This window comes from Paenibacillus gallinarum, from assembly GCF_014836635.1.
GTDB classification, from domain to species: Bacteria; Bacillota; Bacilli; order Paenibacillales; family Paenibacillaceae; genus Paenibacillus; species Paenibacillus gallinarum.
This window is the reverse complement of record NZ_JACSQL010000007.1, coordinates 50,047-67,409: the sequence shown is the minus strand read 5'-3', so window position 1 is coordinate 67,409 and position 17,363 is coordinate 50,047. Positions and strand designations below refer to the sequence as shown.

Genomic DNA, 17,363 nt, shown 5'->3' with positions numbered 1-17,363 from the left:
AGATGAATCCCGAAAAAAGCAAGCTTTATACGAACTAAGTTTATAATTAAGATGGAATTTGATAATCTAACACCTATTTAGAAAGCGATTACATACATAAACAAATGAACTTTAAAAGGAGACAGCATTATGCTAACTAAAATGAATCTGGAGGGAACCTGGAGTTTACATCTGGATGAAAAAAAGACCGATAACGGGCTCTTAACCACATACACAGACACCATTTCCTTGCCTAACACTACTTCTCATGCAAAAAAAGGAAGAAAAAATGATGTGGCTTTAGTCGGATCTTTAACTGACGAGTATTTATTTGAGGGTTACGCTTGGTTTTCAAGAGAAATTGTTATTCCGGATCACTTGGCTGGTAAACGTTGTTATCTTCATCTGGAAAGAACAAGAGTAACAACCCTCTGGATCGATGGAGTACTATGGGGGACACAAAACAGCTTGAATACGCCTCATCGTTACGAAATTGCATCAGGACTAACCGCAGGAACACACAAGATTACGATTCGGGTAGACAATACCAATTATCCAACAAAGGGTGGACACCTTACATCAGAAGATACACAGACTAATTGGAACGGGATTACTGGGAAGATGGAACTACAATTTTATGAACGTGTTTTTCTAAAAAATGTCCAAGTGTATCCTAATCTTGCTCACCGCTCATTTGATATCAAGGCAGAACTTGCAGGCGATCCGCAAGGGATTCGCATCATTGTATCAACTCATAGTATAAATAATAGTTCAGTTCATACGCCAGGGGAGCAAATATTCACCCCCGACTCAAATGATCTGCACTTTACATACGAACTAGGTAAAGACGCATTGTTATGGAGTGACGATGAACCTCACGTCTACAAACTCCATATTTGTCTACAAGATTCCAGTGGGAGGACGCTCGATTCCGAAGAAATGATAACAGGGTTACGAGAATTTAAAGCGGAAGGTGACAAGTTTTCGATCAATGGGCATAAAACATTTCTTCGCGGCAAGAATGATGGGTTGATCTTTCCGCTTACCGGTTTTGCACCAACAGACGTCGATGAATGGATTCGTATTCTTGGCATCTCCAAATCCTATGGGATTAATCACTACCGCTTTCATACCTGTTGTCCTCCCGAAGCTGCATTTATCGCTGCGGACCTTCTCGGAATTTATATGGAGCCTGAGCTTCCATTTTGGGGAACGATCACAGATGAATCCTCTGATTCACATAATGAAGCGGAGCAGGATTACTTGATTAGTGAGGGCTATGCAATGTTGCAGGCTTTTGGCAACCATCCTTCGTTCGTAATGATGTCCATGGGGAATGAACTGTGGGGAAGTAAAGACAAACTGAATTCGATATTAAAAGCTTATAAAGAGCATGACAGCCGTCATTTATATACAGAAGGATCCAATAACTTTCAGTTTGCTCCAGACATCTTGGATGAAAGTGAATTTTTTTGCGGAGTACGGTTTTCTACAGATCGCTTGTTCAGAGGCTCGTATGCGATGTGTGATGCCCCTCTTGGACATGTGCAAACAGATTTACCAAACACTTTGAAAGACTATGACTCGAATATTTTTCCGGAGCAAGACAGCGTTTCAGACGATTCCAATAAGACGGAAGGACAAGAAATTCAGATTCAATATGGCACAGGTTTCAAAACCGTTACCGCTGAAGCTGGAAGTGAGCAACTCGTTTCCCGTGTACCTGTCATTTCACATGAAATAGGTCAGTATGCCACTTTCCCCAATTTTGAGGAGATCGATAAGTATACAGGTTCACTAAAAGCAAAAAATTTCGAGATATTCCGCGAACGTTTAGAATCCAAGGGGTTGGGGCATCTAGCAGCTAAATATTTCACAGCTTCCGGTAAGCTGGCTGTAGCATGTTACAAAGAAGAGCTGGAAGCAGCTTTTCGTTCTAAACGCCTTGCCGGGTTCCAGCTGCTTGATCTACAAGATTTTAGCGGGCAGGGAACTGCGTTAGTAGGCATACTAGATGCTTTTATGGATTCAAAGGGAATGATTACACCTGAGGAGTGGAGAACTTTCTGTTCAGACGCTGTTCTTTTAGCGAGGTTCTCCAAATATAACTATGAAGCTGACGAACTCTTCGAGGCTCGAATTGAACTGAGTTACTTTAGGAAAAAGGCTTTAGATGGACTTGACCTCAAATGGGAGTTGCAATGTGAAGGTAACAATCTAGCGGACGGTAATACGAAAATACCTTCAAGTCATGATGAGCATTATATGGTTCTAACTGATCTTAGCATACGTATGCCGGATGTCTCGACCATGACAAAAGTGATCCTGCGATTGTCCATTCCGGATACAGATATTTACAAGACCTATGAGCTTTGGATCTACCCGAATGGGCTGGAAGTAGACTGGAAAGGGGTGCACCTGTTTACCGAGATTTCAGAGAAAGCCTTAGAACTGCTTGAGCGAGGAGAAGATATCATGCTTTTCCCGTCGCCTGATCACATAAAGAATGCGGTTCAAGGGTTCTATTGTACTGATTTTTGGTCCTATCCAATGTTTCGCTCTATCTCTGAGAGTATGAACAAGGAGGTTGCTGTTGGAACCATGGGATTGCTAATCCAAAAAGACCATCCTATATTTGAGCACTTTGCCACAGACGAATATTCGACTTATCCGTGGTGGAGTATTGTCTCCCAGTCATCGTCTATTATTCTGGATCACTTGGAAAAAGATTTGAATCCTCTGGTTCAAACCATTGATAATTTTGAGAGAAACCATAAACTGGGAATGTTGATGGAGTGCCGTGTTTTGAATGGAAGAGTTCTTATGGGGGCCTTAAATGTTGAACAATTACTGACTACATTGGAAGGCAGACAGTTGTTATACAGCTTCCTTCAATATGTGAAAAGTCCAAGTTATCAGCCCGTAACCCGTCTTGAAGTAGAAGAACTTCAGCGTTTATTTAGCTGAAACGATGATCCTCTTATAACGGAGTTCAACTAAAAGAATAATGTAATATAATCGAATTATTAATCCGCTGATCTCGCTAAAATGATCAGCGGATTTTTTGCTGTTACATTCGCAGACGAATCTTTGGTAGTATCCTAAAATTTATATTTTAGTAATTATGGGACGTTCGCTGGATTTTCCTCCAATTCATTTAAGTAGTTAAATTATGCTATCCTAGCAGAAGTGATGACTGGTTTGCCATAAACGGTGAAAACCAATCACAGTTATGTCTGTGGATTGACTGCTAGATAAAGAAAGTGGGGACGATGTTTTGAATTCTTCTGTAACTACCAATGGAAAATTAAATCCGGTATCTTTTTCTTTTATCCGGTTTTATATGTTAGCTTTTTTGTTTTTCGCTGCGAATTCGGCGCTGACTATTATTCTTCCCTTGCGGAGTGAGGCTGCGGGATTAAACCAGGCTGAAATTGGTCTGATGATGGGGGCGTACATGTTTACATGTATGCTCCTAAGACCGTTTGCGGCGGGGCTTCTAGGGAAATATGGGCCGCTTCGTGTGATGAAATGGCTGCTGATCTTACATGCTTCAACGCTGCTATTGTTTATCGTCTCTGGAGTGGAAATGTATCTTTGGCTACGGGCACTGCAGGGTGTGGCTACTGCGTTTTTCTCCATGACAATGCAGGCAGGGATTGTAGAAAAGCTGGAGGATAAAGACCGGGCACAAGGTCTGTCGATGTATACCTTGTTTACGATGGTTCCTTCTCTGGTCATCCCCATACTTGCTATTCAAATTTGGGAAGATGCAAACAACATCTGGTTTACTGTGCTGATGATCGGTCTAGCAATTTTCCCGCTTATCATTGGACACAAGGTGGATTTGCCGCAAAGTACGGTGCAAAACAAATCATATACGCTGAGGGACATGATGCGTTCGTTCGGCAGTATCTGGCACAGCACCCCACTGTTAGTTAGTAGTGTTGTCATGTTGTTTGCTTCGTGTGTATTTGGGGCAACTGCGACCTTTCTTCCGCTGTACATGGTATCGATCGGGGAAGCGAGTGCGGGAGTGTTTTTAACGATTCAGGGGCTCATTGTGATTCTATGCAGATTCATTCTGCGTAAAAAAATCCCGTCAGACGGCAGCTGGAACACCTGGCTAATAGCGGGTCTGCTGTTATGTGCTGCACTGGGAACCCAGCTACTCGCACTAATGGAGACGATAGGAGCCCTAGTTTACCTGTCCGCGGTACTCAGCGGTTTTGCCGTGGCATTTCTCTACCCGACATTAACTACCTATTTGTCTTTTGTGCTCCCCTCTGAATCCAGATATGTGCTTATGGGCATTTTTATGTCCTCATATGATTTGGGCTTCTCTCTAGGCGGACTTGTAATGGGACTTGTTGTGCAAAGCAGCTCGTATTCAACGATGTTTACGATCTGCACACTTCTTTCTGTTGCCGCCATGATTTTGGTATTGGCTTTCAGAGGGCGGATGGAAGCAGGGAATAAGGCCCGATCAGCGGCGTCAAACTGATGAAATTATTTATGTAATGAAGGCACATTACTCCTGTTTGCAATTACTAGCTCCCTTGAAGGATCAAGGGGGCTAAATGTGTTTTTTGAAGAAGGATTGAACTTTATTAATATTTTAACTATAATTAATTAGCATACATATTATTTGTATACATACGAATTAGAAAGGGAGGTTGCAGATGAATCTCAGCACAGAAGAAATGTACGGGTACTCCATAACGAAAACCAGTAGATCCTTACTTCGTTTTTTAACAGGACATCTGAAAAGTTATTCTATTACACCGGAGCAATGGACCGTACTAAAAAGAGTGTATGAAAATGATGGTATTAAACAAAAAGAACTCGCCTCCATCGCAGACAAGGATCCCGCAACGTTGGCGAAGATCCTAGATATATTGGAACGAGGTCAATTCATTATTCGCAAAACGAATCACACAGATCGGCGCTCCTACTTCATATTTATTACTGAAAAAGGAACAGGCCTAAGAAATGAAGTCTATGTTCATTTGGAACATCTATTCGAACAAGTTCTAGAAGGAATATCAAATGAAGAATTAACGATTTTTACTAAAGTACTTCAACAGATTGAGAAAAATGCAACGAACGATATGGATATATAGTTTTGAATCGAGGTAGACAAGATGAATAATCATAATGCTTATAGCTCTCGGCGGCGTGCTAAACACACGTTCCCAAAGAGACCCATGTACAAAGAAGCTTTTCAAATAAAGCCTATTCCTTTGAACTGGTTTAGAGGAGTAGGCTCTGCAATTAGTGTCGGTACACCAGCCCTGCTGGGCGTATTAATGGGGAATCCTGCCTTAGGAATCTTGGCTTCTATAGGAGGATTCACTTTTTTATATGTATCTAATGAGACCTACGCACAGCGTGCTGTTCGATTATTTTGGGTTGCTCTTGGATTGGCAGTTTCCTTTGCGCTAGGAGCATTATGCTCTTACAATACAATTTTAACGGTGCTTATGTTCGGTATCGTAGGGGGATTATCTACCCTTATGTTTACTCTTTTTCAGATCACGGGACCGAGCGGAATGTTCTTTGTTCTTGCGTATGCAGTAGGTACCTCCATGACAGCGAATCTGAATGTGATTTTGCATAATAGTCTCATTCTATTTCTTGGCGGAATGTTTGCTTGGATGGTAGGTATGGCTGGGGTAATTATGAATCCGCACCGTACGGAGAGTAAAGCAAGTTCTGCGGTATATTATAGTCTGGCAAATCTACTGTCTGCCGTGGGGACCGCGCAGTTTACGGATCTGCAGCACCAAACGGCCTCTCTCATGCAACAGGCGGATCGTACATTAATGAATTCGAAGTGGTTCGGACGAAAAGACAAACCATACACAGAGAAATTAAGAGTTCTTAATACACAGGCAAGAGAGATATTCCTTTCCATACTTGATATCTCCTTAATGCCAAAACATGAAGTAGAGGAACAACTCAGCAGTGCTTTACAAATCATAGGTGATCAGTTGCTTGGAAAAGAGAACGAAGTAGGTTTTGCAGTACCAACATTTGAAGACGAATTAAATCTTTCATTAAAAAACCTGTATCTTAACATTAAAGTTGCTTTTGAGATAAGCTCAACAAACGCAATTGATTATAAAACAGATCCTAAGGACTACAAAACAAAAACAGGATTTCGCGTACTATTGAAAAATGTGTTTACATCTGGATCCAATGCTCCTTTTATCGCGCTTCGATACGGAATCATACTTGTTATTTCAGCTGCGATTGCATATGGCTTTCATTTCGACCGGTCTTACTGGGTACCTTTATCAAGCGCATCGGTTATGGGCGGAGCAACGTATGTGGCGAGTCTTCATAGAGGTATACAGCGCTCTTTGGGTACCATCATCGGAATTATTGTAGGAGCCATCTTATTATGGCTGCACCCTCAATACGTAGCGGTTCCGTTAATACTAGCCAGTCTGCAGTTCGTTGTCGAGCTAATCTATGGTCGGAATTATTCATTAGCTGTTATCTTTATTACACCGAGCACTTTGTTAATCGGTTCGACTTTACAACCAGAATTGACAAGCGAATATTTCATTTCTGCGCGGATCGTTGATATTATCATAGGAAGTGCGGTAGCTATGGTCGGCATTACCTGGTTATGGAGGAAAACGGCTTCGAAAAGATTACCTTCTGTTTTTAAAGAGGCGGTAGAAAGAGAAGGTGAGCTTTTAGTTGCCATTTTAAACTGTGAAAGTATAGAGGTTAGAAAATCAATCGAAGAAAAGCTTCAAAATGCGCTCATTCAGCTGAGACTCGTGTATGATAATGCTTTTGCTGAATCGATGAGAAGAAATGCACGAACCACCATTTTATGGCCTGCTGTAGGTGATAGTTTACATCTTGGCTACATGTTATTAGCTGCGTCTCGTAATGATAACAATATTAATCATGTTTCAAGTGATCGAATTGAGAAGTATCAACATGGTTTTGCAGTGCTTGCGGAATCAATTGAAAATAACAAAAAACCAGTTATGGACATGCCTGCGTTGCCTGAATTCCCTTCGATCTATGAAGATATTATGCAGCTAAAGCGTTCACTTCGAGTCCTTGACTCTTCACTGAATTTAACGAGATTTTAATTTTCCTCATATGATAAAAAGAATACCGAATATGAAGCGTCGCAGGAAATTAATCCTGAGGCGCTTTTTTGTTATTAGGTTGACGAAAGATTTCAACCAATTATCTTGGATAGTCAAACGACCACTTGATTGTTAACACATTTTCTTTCATAGGTTAGCTTTTGACCATATTCGAAATAAAAGCTTGAAAGTGACGTAACGTCATTCATTATAATGGCACTATTGATAATCCTTGAATAGAAACCGCTTAATAAAAGGGGATGGGAACATGAAGAAAGAAGACATGATTATATATGGATGTGTAATTATCGGTGCAGGAATTGGTCTTTTTATTGATCACCCGCTGCCAGCAGTATGTATCGGTCTTGGAGCAGGGTATCTAATTAATTTCATGATGAGTAGGAAGTAAACTGAAGTTTGGAGGCATAGGAAAATGATACATATAAAAAACTTAGCAGAGCAAACAAATATTACAGTGAGAACGCTGCGTTACTATGAACAAATTGGACTTTTGGTATCTTCCTCCAAAACGGAAGGCGGACATCGGCTATATACAGAGGGAGATCTACAAAAGCTTCAGCAAATTCAATTTTATAAAAACATGGGGTATCGACTTTCAGATATTAAAGAGATGTTAACTGATCCTGAGTGGAATTGGAGTGATGGGTTAGCCAATCAGTTAACATTTATTTTGGAAGAGCAATCAAGGTTAAATGAAATGGAGCAAACCTTACGTGCGTTAGTAAGTGGCATTGCCGTCGAAGAAGGGAATCAGGAAAAAGCAATTCAACAACTGATTAAGTTATCTTTGCAAGATAAAAGAGGACTTGATCAATATAGAAAATCGACATTTACGGATGCTGAACTGGGTCTATGGACTAAACTGCCGAAAATGAGTGCGGGCAATCCTGAGTCTATGGAATGGATAGCCCTTGTTGGCCTAATAACGAAATACTATACGTGTAAGGAACCGTTATCATCACCTTGTGTGCAAAATGTTATTCGGAGAATGCTGGAGAAACAAGAAGAGGAGTATGGAGGTCAAGACGCCTTTATCGATAAGTTATGGGAAATGCGAAAAAATCCATTAGCGTCTGAACAACTGGGGTTATACCCCATTAAATCGGAAGTCCTTGAATATATGGACCAGGCTTACGGAATTTTTATATCTAGCGTTGAACAAACAAGTACCGAGGAGGGAGGGCACACATGAACACTGAACTGTTACTCATGATCGGTGGATTATCCCTACTCGATACCCTTAGTCCTGCCACAATAGGGATCACTGTATATTTACTTCTAACTGAAAAGAAAAAAGTAGGCTTAAAATTAATGGTATATTTATTTACAGTCATTGGATTTTATTTTAGCGCAGGTGTGGCAATCAAGTTAGGATTTGGATTCTTTTTCGAAGTGTTCTCTACGTTCTTACAGAATCGCGTGGTCAGTTGGATGCTATTTATTGTAGGTGGGATTTTGTTTATTTGGAGTTTTTATGTTCCGAAAAGAAAGAAGTCTTCCTATACAAGTCCAATAACCAAAACGAATTCGACAATGATTGCTCTAGGTGTTACAACGTCACTTGTAGAAGTGGGGACAGCTCTTCCTTATTTCACTGCCATTGCTCTTATGACTAATTCAGGTTTGGTATGGTATGAGTGGCTCCCATTACTGTTCGCTTATAATGTAGTCATGGTACTCCCGCCATTCATTTTGTACATGTTATATATGTTATTAGGTTCAGTAATGCAGAAGCCTTTAAAGTTCATCCAAAATCAGGTGTCGAAGAGTTCAAGCTCACTCGCTTCGTGGATCATGTGTATTGTTGGGTTGTTATTAATGCTTTATAGTGTGGATTATTTATAGATAGCAAATGATAACGGAGTTTATTATTAGAGAATTATTGTTAAAGAAAGAAACATTTATTGGATTCGTGGTGTTTAGATATTGATTCATTTATTAAAAAGAAAAAATCAATTAGAATAGAGGGATTTTTATGGTTGGAAGGATATTTGGAAGGAATGAATCGAAAGATGAATATGAAAATCAAGGGCTATGGAATGAATCTCAAGGCCTTGAAACGTCAAAATATACAGAACAAAGCACAGACCCAAGTCTCTACAGTGTACTCATTCACTTTACACCACAAGCACCTTTTATCTATCTTATTGAAAATGATGTATTCGAAGTAAATGAGGGGGTTGCCTTCATAGATTCTGATTTACATATCGCAGGGACTTTTGTTTGTCAAAATGGATTGAAATCCATGGAAGAAGTCGAAGATTTTTTGAGTGATTATCAATTAATCAACCCGATTCGGATAGACTACTGCTAAGAATCTAATAAATCCAATTATTCAGATGAAATGCTGATGTTCATGGATTTTTTAAGATAAAGTAGCGATAAACCAGAATAAAATGAATTTTTGAGTTTTCTCCCCGTCACATGGTTACGGGGACTTTTTGCGTTGATTTCAAAGATTTATGAATTAAATTTTAGGGAATCCAATATATGGTCAATTCAGTTGGAGTTGTGTTAACATTTGCACTAACTAAATAAATAGCGTTTATAGAAGGGGATCCCATGTCGATTCGATTAAAAATGCTGCTCTCCTTTACGAGCATGTTTCTTATAAGTTTGCTCTTTATTCTACTTACGGCAAGTCTTTATACGATTGCGGCGACAGGAGATCTTCAAAGCTTTCGTGATATTTATAAGGTGCACTATCAGGTCAATCCATTGACTGAACAGGGAGAATCGATCTTCCAAGAGATGAAGTTTTTAGCTAAAAACGATCCGGACGCACTGCAGAATAAAGTTCTGCTGCGTGAATATGACATGAAACTTCGAGCCGAGAAGTCGGGCCTCTATGTCAGGCGTGAAGACAGCCAAATCTTCGAATCACTGACCTTTCATCAGCCGGAACTAAAGCAAGCATTGCCTGCTTATGATCTGAACAATTATCAGATCCGCAGCACCTTTAACATTAGTGAAAGATTCTACGCTTACGCGAAATTTGATTTTCAGTATTCGGATGGGAAGCGGGGAAGCGTCTTTGTAATTCGGGAAAGAAGTCCTTTTGCAGAACTTACTCGCAAGCTGTTGCCAATGATGTCGCTACTGCTGATCGGTGTACTTATCATAGCCAACCTGCTATTATTCCGCTGGATTACTCGCAGCTTTATTAAACCCTTACATCAATTAAGGAACTCTGCGGAACAAATCAAGGAAGGTAATCTTGCCTTCAAACTCGAGCTGAGTTCAAACGACGAGGTGGGCCAACTGAGTGGAGCCTTTGAGAGTATGCGGAATCAATTACAGCAATCCAATGAACTTCGACAGCAAGATGAAGCGAACCGTAAGGAACTCATTTCCAACATTTCGCATGATCTACGAACGCCGCTAACCAATATAAAAGGATACATTGAGGGCATACGTGATGGAGTGGCGAGTACACCCGAGAAAATGGAGACATATGTGAATATCATCCATTCAAAAGCCGTCAGCATGGACAAGTTGGTGGATGAACTTTTTTTATATTCGAAACTCGACCTAAATCAGGAACCTTTCTTATTTAAAGTGGTGGACATTGTCGATTTCCTCGAAGACAGCATTGAAGAACTCAGATACGATCTAGAGGACAAGCAGGTTGCCTTTGATTGGGATAACCAAGCTACTGGACCCGTTATGGCTTCTGTGGATCTGGATAAATTAAAGCGTACGGTTGTCAACGTAGTGGATAATGCGCTCAAATATATGGACAACGAAAACAAGCGACTCGGCATTACGCTTCAAGCAGATTTGGAATGGATAACAATGGTGTTCAAGGATAATGGCAGAGGTATACCAGAGGAGGCTTTGCCTCATGTATTCGAACGATTTTACCGAGCAGAACAATCTCGTAATTCCTCAACAGGCGGTAGTGGGTTAGGGCTCGCCATTGCCCGCCAAATTATCGATGGGCACGGGGGATTCATCTGGGCGAATAGTAAACCAAATATCGGTACGACGATCTATATCCAACTGAAAAGGTTGACTAACGAGGAGACAGGGAATGGAAATGGCTAACATTTTGATCATTGAAGACGAAACAACGATCGCGCAACTGGAACGGGACTATTTTGAGCTCAACGGATTTTCTGTGGAGCTGTGTCATACCGGTGATGAAGGGCTGCAGCTGGCTTTAAAGGAAAACTATGGTCTCATTATTGTTGACCTGATGCTTCCGGGTTTGGATGGATTTGAATTATGTAGACGCATTCGTGAGGTAAAAGAGGTGCCGATCCTGGTCGTCTCTGCAAAGAAGGAGGAGATTGATAAGATCCGGACTTTCAATCTCGGTGTTGACGATTTCATTACGAAACCTTTTAGCCCAAGCGAACTCGTTGCAAGAGCGAAGGCTCATCTGACTCGATATGAGAGATTACTTGGGAAAAGGAAGCCTGCTGAACAAGATGAAATCCACATTCGCGGACTGCATATCGACAAGGCGTCACGCCGTGTGTTCGTGAGTGGCGAAGAAGTGGCGATTACGACGAAAGAATTTGATTTACTTGTATTTCTGGCGAGTCATCCAAACCGCGTATTTAGCAAATCAGATCTCTTCGAACGGATCTGGAATATGGACTCTAGCGGAGATATCGCAACGGTTACTGTGCATATTCGTAAACTTCGCGGAAAACTAGAAGCCGATCCTAAGAATCCGGAATATATCGAAACCGTGTGGGGCGCCGGTTATCGGTTCACTGTATAAGTTTCGATAAAAATTAGACGCAGTTTATATTTTGTTAATGTTTTTATCCTAGGGAGTTTCTTTTTATCCTCTATTCTTTAGTTACAGGCAACAACAATGAATAGAGGAGGATTTTAACATGAAACCTACAGCAAAAAAAATCGCCGCATTTTTAACCATAACTGCCTTAGCAGCAGGAGCACTGCCACTAACCGCGAATCATGCACATGCAGTTACATACGTTACTAACTCTGCCACAACAACAGCTCAGCTTACCAATCAGCAGATTGAAGCAGCAGTTAAGGAATTAAACAATCTCGGTATCATGAATGGATATGTAGACCGTTCAATGGGAGAACATCAAGCGATTAGCCGAGCCGAATTGGCGACTCTCGTATACAAAACGTTTCATCTAAAGGACAAGACAGGAGAGAATGCAGAACTAACGGACGTAAATTCGAACGCATGGTATGCGCCGTATGCGTCGAAGGTTGCCGGACTTGGCATAATGGAGACGAGTAACGGTCAATTCAATCCGCATAGTCAAGTATCGGATGCAGAACTGGTACAGGTTGTATCTAAAGCAATGCAACGGGATATAAAATCGGTTATCCACTGGATGAGTGCTTTCTATTTAGATAACAGCTCAGCAACGCGCGGTGAAACGGCAGTTCTACTGCAGACAGCTCGTCAGGCGATTTCATCCGAACATGCTCAGATCAAAAGCGTAAGATCACTAAATGCAATTACGTTAATCGTTTCTTTCGATAAACCACTTAGGGCAGAGGATGAAGTGTTCACCAAGGCCCAAACGGATTTTGCATTTAGCAGTGGACTCATGCTGACGAATATGCCTCGCCTGAAAACAGGATCGATTGCAACATACATCGTTCCGACGTCCGTTCAGAAAGTGGGGGAAGTGTACAACCTTACCTATAAAGGCCAAGCAGCAGGAACATTTGAGGGAAGTGGAACAAAGGTAAGCATGACAACGGCTAGTCAAGTAACGAACGATACTTTCGAGATTGCAGCGCTTCAAGAGAACGGGGTCGTTGATTACGGTTATATTATTTCGGCATATAGCGGTGGTCGAGGAGCGAATGCGTTTGTGCTGGATGATCGTGAGCAAGCCGGAGGGAAAACGTATCAGATCATCCCTTCTATGCAGGCAAGACAAGTAGTGATTACACCGGAAGGTGGCGAACCGATCGTTGCCAGGTATGTCCCGTTCACCCAATCAACGGATGGTAAGCAAGAGCCGAAGTTCCGCTTGCCAGTAGGTGAAACCTTAATCCCTGGAATTAAATATACAGTATCTTCTGATTGGGCCAACATTAATAATGCTTCGTTTATAGCGAAGTCGTTCGATCCACTGCAGGTTACAAGTGCTAAGGCTCTAAGCGAAACGTCGATTGAAGTGAGTCTTGCACAAGATCCTGGTGATGAGCTATTCTCAGGCCGAAGCGTTACTTTAACATCGCCGAGCGGTGACGTACTGACAGCCACGTACAAATATTCGAGCCGTAAAGGCCAGGTGGGCGTATTCGATCTTGGCAATAATGACAAATTGACTACCGGCACAGCATATACGTTAACTCCAGTCGGGGATTGGGGAGTCGCTTCATCGGTAACAGTGATTTATGAATAAGAGAAGTAATATGAGAGAATAACCAATCATTCCTATAATCCGAAGCTTAATCATGAGTGGTTGAGGGAAAATGCCATAGATAAAGAGTCGCCTATATGAACTGCACCCCATTTGTTAGACACCATCTAGCAAACGGAGGTGCAGTTTTACTTTTGGGGAACAACCTTCTATTACAGAATGGATATGAAAATCAAAATAAATGTAACGATATCTAATCTGTAACGTCATTTATTATGTTCGACTATTTACAGGAGGCTGAAAAAAATGAAGAAGAAGTTGTATATCACACTTGTTGTTGTTCTATGTTCTTTTTGCAGCATCATTGGACTAGCTTTTGCTAAAGGCAGTATTAAAATTGTAGTTAATGATCAGATCATTACATCAGATGTAGCACCCCAGATGGTTAATAATCGAGTTATGGTACCTATAAGTGTCATATCGAAGGCATTAGGCGCTAATGTAAACTGGGATCAAAAGAATCAAACAATCACCATTAATAACAACAATCGTTCTAATCAAAATGATATTTGGAATCAGGAACTTGAATTAAGTAGTAGTAGTTGGGCGGGTGTTAAAAACCTTATTGGGACATATATGATTGGTTTCGATGAAAGAGATGATAAGCTGATTAGATCAGTTACCGTTGAAGGTTTTGATATGATACCTATAGGCGGAATGTACCCGGCGATCATCGACTATACCATTGTTGATGCACAACATATAAAGAATTCCTTAAAAGTAAGAGTAAAAGTCATCCTATCTGAAGATGAGCTTAAAGGACAGATGTGGGATTTTGTGATAACTAAGGGTAAAATAGAATCTATGAGAATGGTCCAACATTTTGACGTGGATCAATATACTGTTTTTCCTGGACTGACATATATAGAATAAACTCATTACAAAATATTTAATAAGCTAACTCGGATTAGAGTATATATGAACCTAATGGCTGGAGGATAAACGCGCTAAGATGATAAGGGATGTGGCACATGATCAACAAATTGACAATGAAGAATGCAGGATGGATATTTTTCGTATCCTATGTCACCGGCATCATGCTGTCTGGATGGATGAGTTCGAATGGAAACCCGCATCACGATAATCTATTCTTATTTCTGGGCTACGTGGCGGTCGGACAAATTGTACTAAATGTGTTACCCGCTGTACTCTGGTGCCGGTACCGACATATATCCCTTCGTACAGTATTCAGGCTACATAAAGTTTCATTTAAAAATATCTTACTCTCTATAGTAATTTTTGCACTCAGTCAAATCATATTGCTGTTTTTTCACCAGATTACGGAAGTGGTATCCGTCTTGCTTGGAGCATCTTATAAAACATCACAATATCCAGTTGCGGATTCGCTCTTTTCCTTTTGTATTCTTCTACTGAGTATAGGGATTATCCCGCCTATATGTGAGGAGTTGTTGTTTCGAGGAGTTCTCATTACTGGGTATGCCAGACACGGAATATGGTTTTCAGCTGTGATGAGCTCTTTTCTATTTGCCCTGTTCCATGACAATCCTTACCGGCTGATCGAATTATTTGGGGCGGCTCTAGTTTCCTCTTTACTGGTCATCAAATCAGGCTCGATTATCCCAGGGATTATCGTGCATTTAATAACGAACTCGACTTATGTAGTCAGCTCATACCTACAGAGAGGAGATATGCTTGAAAGTATTTCTACTCCTGGAGGTCCCGGTGCAGAAATCATGCTGATAACAGGCTTTGCTTCTATTGTCGCTTTCATGATCTGCAGGCGGCTGTATACACGATTTGACCCGTGTGAAGAGTTTATAAAGCAGAAGAGGGAAGTATCTTCCCCGCTCCGTTATTTTGGTTGGAGTCTTCCTATTATGTTGTCCATAGCTGTGTTTATTATTAAAGTTAACTATTTATAACTGCTTATGATTAAATGAGTAAAAAAGCAAACCCCTATCTTCCGCTTAACGCGAGGGTACGAATTCTTATAGTCATATAAAAAGAGGCCTCTTTTACAACAGAGAGACCCTTTTTATGATGTTTCATCCTATTCTTTTTTATAGAAGAACCGAGAAAGCAATATACCAATTCCGCCTAGTCCGATAAACAGGACCGCCTTCATGATCATAGAAACCGTAGGAAGATCGAAGAAGATGACTTTGATTAAAGTTAGAAATAGGAGAGCGATACCCGCAAGCCGAACTTGTTTGATTTTTTTCTTGAGACCATAGGCTATAACGGCGATGGCATACCCCACCCATGTAGATGAAATGATTAAATGCTGAGCATTTTCACTTACATTTTGTGTGAGTACAGTAGTGACATCGGTTATAAAGATGAGGAATAGTACGCCGAGTCCGTAGTAAAGGACTCTAATCAACTCTTTAGTTTGATTTTGATTTTCAGCAGAATAATGTCTCAATAAAACCGTAATTCCTGCTAAGGTAAGTAGGATCACGATCCATATAAAGGTATTAACGGATGCAAGGGAATCCATGCCGTCTAATAAGATTACAATCCCAGCGAGAAATCCTACAAGATAAATGAGAAGACCGTTTATTTTTTGGAATAATGATTTAATAATGAAACCCAGAGTAAGAGCGATAAAACCTTCAATAATAAGAAGTCCGACAACCCATTTATTTTCGACAACTTCCATCAATAAGAAAAGTAAAGAGTAGGATGATATAGCAAGCATATAAGGTAATATATCTTTGAAACCTTTTCTCCAGGTGTAAGCTGAGATCGCACTATATAACAGAGTGAATGATAACAAGATTAGAATGATGTCCGAGTCCAAGATTAACCTGAACCAAACAGCGGTTAAGACAAAGCTGGTTATCAGTACACGGAGTTGATGATTCAAAATTCCTGTTCTAAGTAAGATGGAAGCTAAAAGAATGAGATGCTGGACCAATACACCGTAGACGATCCATCTTTCAGAGAAGATTGAACCAAGACTGAGAATCATAAACATCATAAAAGCAGGGTGTAGCAAGATAAATGAGGTATAGAGTAAAGTTACAAATCGATGCTTGATCGCAAAGATCATGGCGCTAATGTAGAGCAGTACTTCGTAACATACAAAGAAAGCAGTAGAAGGATTGTTATTATCGACCAGAAAGGGAGTCAGGATTCCGGATACAATGGCCAATACGCCTAATGTCTGTGATTTGTAGCGGTAAGAGAATAAAAGTCCCAATAGGGTCCAAAGTACGTTGAGAATAAAAGCGATGGGTGCATTGATAAAGTCATATAAGTAATGCGCTGCGAATGTGGTAAGCATGAAGATCCCTATGGAACCCGCCAAAAGCACTTGTGATAACAAGAGACGCTGATGCTTGTGTTGTCTTGCACCGAGATAAACGAAAGCCGCACCGCCGAGAAGACCAATAATGCATCGCATTTCCTCAGTAATATAACCACCATCCACTGCCGCTTTAAATCCCCAAATTAAACCGATTAAAAAGACAAACATGAATACACGAGGAAGCCAAACTCTGGCAATGAGATGTTCCCAATCGGTTTCTTTTTGCCTGATTTTCTCCTGTGTCGTTTGCTCTCTCGTTTCACCGTATGATGTACCGAAGGGGACAGGCCCTTCAATCAATGTTTTGGACGGAAGTCCCGTATCCGTAGTAACTCTCTTCGATATTCTATGCTGTTTTAATTCGCTTACTTCTATTTCAAGTTCCATGATTCGCTGTTCCAAACGATTTAAACGTTCATCATTATTCAATAACAGACCCTCCCTTGTTAATCCAATTTCTGGTTTCTTTTTAATGTAACATCCCTTTAAATGATATTGGAAGAGGTTTTTCTTATGTTTACAAAAATGGGTAAAGGACAGAAGGGAAGATCATGACGAATAGCTATTCCCTCACAAAACTGCATAGGAGATGGA

General features: G+C 40.7%; 14 protein-coding genes. 13 read left to right on the top strand and 1 reads right to left on the bottom strand.

Features of this window, described 5'->3' with window-relative positions; translation table 11 throughout:
* Positions 1–129 precede the first annotated feature (129 nt).
* The 13 genes from H9647_RS15410 to H9647_RS15350 all read left to right on the top strand — a co-directional run bounded on the left by H9647_RS15410 (position 130) and on the right by H9647_RS15350 (position 15,378).
* The gene (locus H9647_RS15410; RefSeq protein WP_191801500.1) at positions 130–2,946 is read left to right on the top strand and encodes a glycoside hydrolase family 2 TIM barrel-domain containing protein; all 2,817 of its coding nucleotides are present in this window, start codon (positions 130–132) and stop codon (positions 2,944–2,946) included.
* A 310-nt stretch (positions 2,947–3,256) separates the two neighbouring features.
* Positions 3,257–4,483 carry a staphylopine family metallophore export MFS transporter CntE gene (cntE, locus tag H9647_RS15405; protein ID WP_225229323.1) on the top strand — a complete coding sequence of 409 codons (1,227 nt, stop codon included), beginning with the start codon at positions 3,257–3,259 and terminating at the stop codon, positions 4,481–4,483.
* A gap of 178 nt (positions 4,484–4,661) precedes the next feature.
* Positions 4,662–5,102: a MarR family winged helix-turn-helix transcriptional regulator gene (locus tag H9647_RS15400; protein WP_191801498.1), complete on the top strand. Its 441-nt coding sequence runs from the start codon at positions 4,662–4,664 to the stop codon at positions 5,100–5,102.
* Positions 5,103–5,123: 21 nt separating this feature from the next.
* Positions 5,124–7,097: an FUSC family protein gene (locus H9647_RS15395; RefSeq protein WP_191801496.1), complete on the top strand. Its 1,974-nt coding sequence runs from the start codon at positions 5,124–5,126 to the stop codon at positions 7,095–7,097.
* A gap of 268 nt (positions 7,098–7,365) precedes the next feature.
* Positions 7,366–7,506 carry a hypothetical protein gene (locus H9647_RS15390; RefSeq protein WP_191801494.1) on the top strand — a complete coding sequence of 47 codons (141 nt, stop codon included), beginning with the start codon at positions 7,366–7,368 and terminating at the stop codon, positions 7,504–7,506.
* A 24-nt stretch (positions 7,507–7,530) separates the two neighbouring features.
* Positions 7,531–8,310: a MerR family transcriptional regulator gene (locus H9647_RS15385; RefSeq protein WP_191801492.1), complete on the top strand. Its 780-nt coding sequence runs from the start codon at positions 7,531–7,533 to the stop codon at positions 8,308–8,310.
* Positions 8,307–8,963: a GAP family protein gene (locus H9647_RS15380; protein WP_191801490.1), complete on the top strand. Its 657-nt coding sequence runs from the start codon at positions 8,307–8,309 to the stop codon at positions 8,961–8,963. The genes H9647_RS15385 and H9647_RS15380 overlap by 4 nt, the downstream gene beginning before the upstream one ends.
* 130 nt (positions 8,964–9,093) lie before the next feature.
* Positions 9,094–9,432, top strand: coding sequence for a hypothetical protein (locus H9647_RS15375; RefSeq protein WP_191801488.1), 339 nt, complete (start codon positions 9,094–9,096; stop codon positions 9,430–9,432).
* 248 nt (positions 9,433–9,680) lie between these two features.
* Positions 9,681–11,165 carry a sensor histidine kinase gene (locus tag H9647_RS15370; protein ID WP_191801486.1) on the top strand — a complete coding sequence of 495 codons (1,485 nt, stop codon included), beginning with the start codon at positions 9,681–9,683 and terminating at the stop codon, positions 11,163–11,165.
* Positions 11,158–11,850: a response regulator transcription factor gene (locus H9647_RS15365; protein ID WP_191801484.1), complete on the top strand. Its 693-nt coding sequence runs from the start codon at positions 11,158–11,160 to the stop codon at positions 11,848–11,850. The genes H9647_RS15370 and H9647_RS15365 overlap by 8 nt, the downstream gene beginning before the upstream one ends.
* A gap of 118 nt (positions 11,851–11,968) precedes the next feature.
* Positions 11,969–13,477, top strand: a complete 1,509-nt coding sequence (locus H9647_RS15360) for an S-layer homology domain-containing protein (RefSeq protein ID WP_191801482.1) — start codon at positions 11,969–11,971, stop codon at positions 13,475–13,477.
* A 264-nt stretch (positions 13,478–13,741) separates the two neighbouring features.
* Positions 13,742–14,368, top strand: coding sequence for a copper amine oxidase N-terminal domain-containing protein (locus H9647_RS15355; protein ID WP_191801480.1), 627 nt, complete (start codon positions 13,742–13,744; stop codon positions 14,366–14,368).
* 98 nt (positions 14,369–14,466) lie between these two features.
* A complete protein-coding gene (locus H9647_RS15350) occupies positions 14,467–15,378 on the top strand; it encodes a type II CAAX endopeptidase family protein (protein ID WP_191801478.1) in 912 nt (303 codons plus the stop codon).
* Between the two features lie 128 nt (positions 15,379–15,506).
* Here the strand turns inward: H9647_RS15350 and H9647_RS15345 are convergent, their stop codons facing one another.
* Positions 15,507–17,198: a DUF2339 domain-containing protein gene (locus tag H9647_RS15345; RefSeq protein ID WP_191801476.1), complete on the bottom strand. Its 1,692-nt coding sequence runs from the start codon at positions 17,196–17,198 to the stop codon at positions 15,507–15,509.
* Between the last annotated feature and the right edge of the window lie 165 nt (positions 17,199–17,363).

Excerpts from the sequence above, each read along its gene's own strand:
- H9647_RS15360 (WP_191801482.1), top strand. The coding sequence starts at position 11,969 with ATGAAACCTACAGCAAAAAAAATCGCCGCATTTTTAACCATAACTGCC.
- H9647_RS15350 (WP_191801478.1), top strand. The coding sequence starts at position 14,467 with ATGATCAACAAATTGACAATGAAGAATGCAGGATGGATATTTTTCGTA.
- H9647_RS15385 (WP_191801492.1), top strand. The coding sequence starts at position 7,531 with ATGATACATATAAAAAACTTAGCAGAGCAAACAAATATTACAGTGAGA.
- H9647_RS15380 (WP_191801490.1), top strand. The coding sequence starts at position 8,307 with ATGAACACTGAACTGTTACTCATGATCGGTGGATTATCCCTACTCGAT.
- H9647_RS15390 (WP_191801494.1), top strand. The coding sequence starts at position 7,366 with ATGAAGAAAGAAGACATGATTATATATGGATGTGTAATTATCGGTGCA.
- H9647_RS15400 (WP_191801498.1), top strand. The coding sequence starts at position 4,662 with ATGAATCTCAGCACAGAAGAAATGTACGGGTACTCCATAACGAAAACC.
- H9647_RS15395 (WP_191801496.1), top strand. The coding sequence starts at position 5,124 with ATGAATAATCATAATGCTTATAGCTCTCGGCGGCGTGCTAAACACACG.
- H9647_RS15365 (WP_191801484.1), top strand. The coding sequence starts at position 11,158 with ATGGCTAACATTTTGATCATTGAAGACGAAACAACGATCGCGCAACTG.
- H9647_RS15410 (WP_191801500.1), top strand. The coding sequence starts at position 130 with ATGCTAACTAAAATGAATCTGGAGGGAACCTGGAGTTTACATCTGGAT.
- H9647_RS15375 (WP_191801488.1), top strand. The coding sequence starts at position 9,094 with ATGGTTGGAAGGATATTTGGAAGGAATGAATCGAAAGATGAATATGAA.
- H9647_RS15370 (WP_191801486.1), top strand. The coding sequence starts at position 9,681 with ATGTCGATTCGATTAAAAATGCTGCTCTCCTTTACGAGCATGTTTCTT.
- H9647_RS15355 (WP_191801480.1), top strand. The coding sequence starts at position 13,742 with ATGAAGAAGAAGTTGTATATCACACTTGTTGTTGTTCTATGTTCTTTT.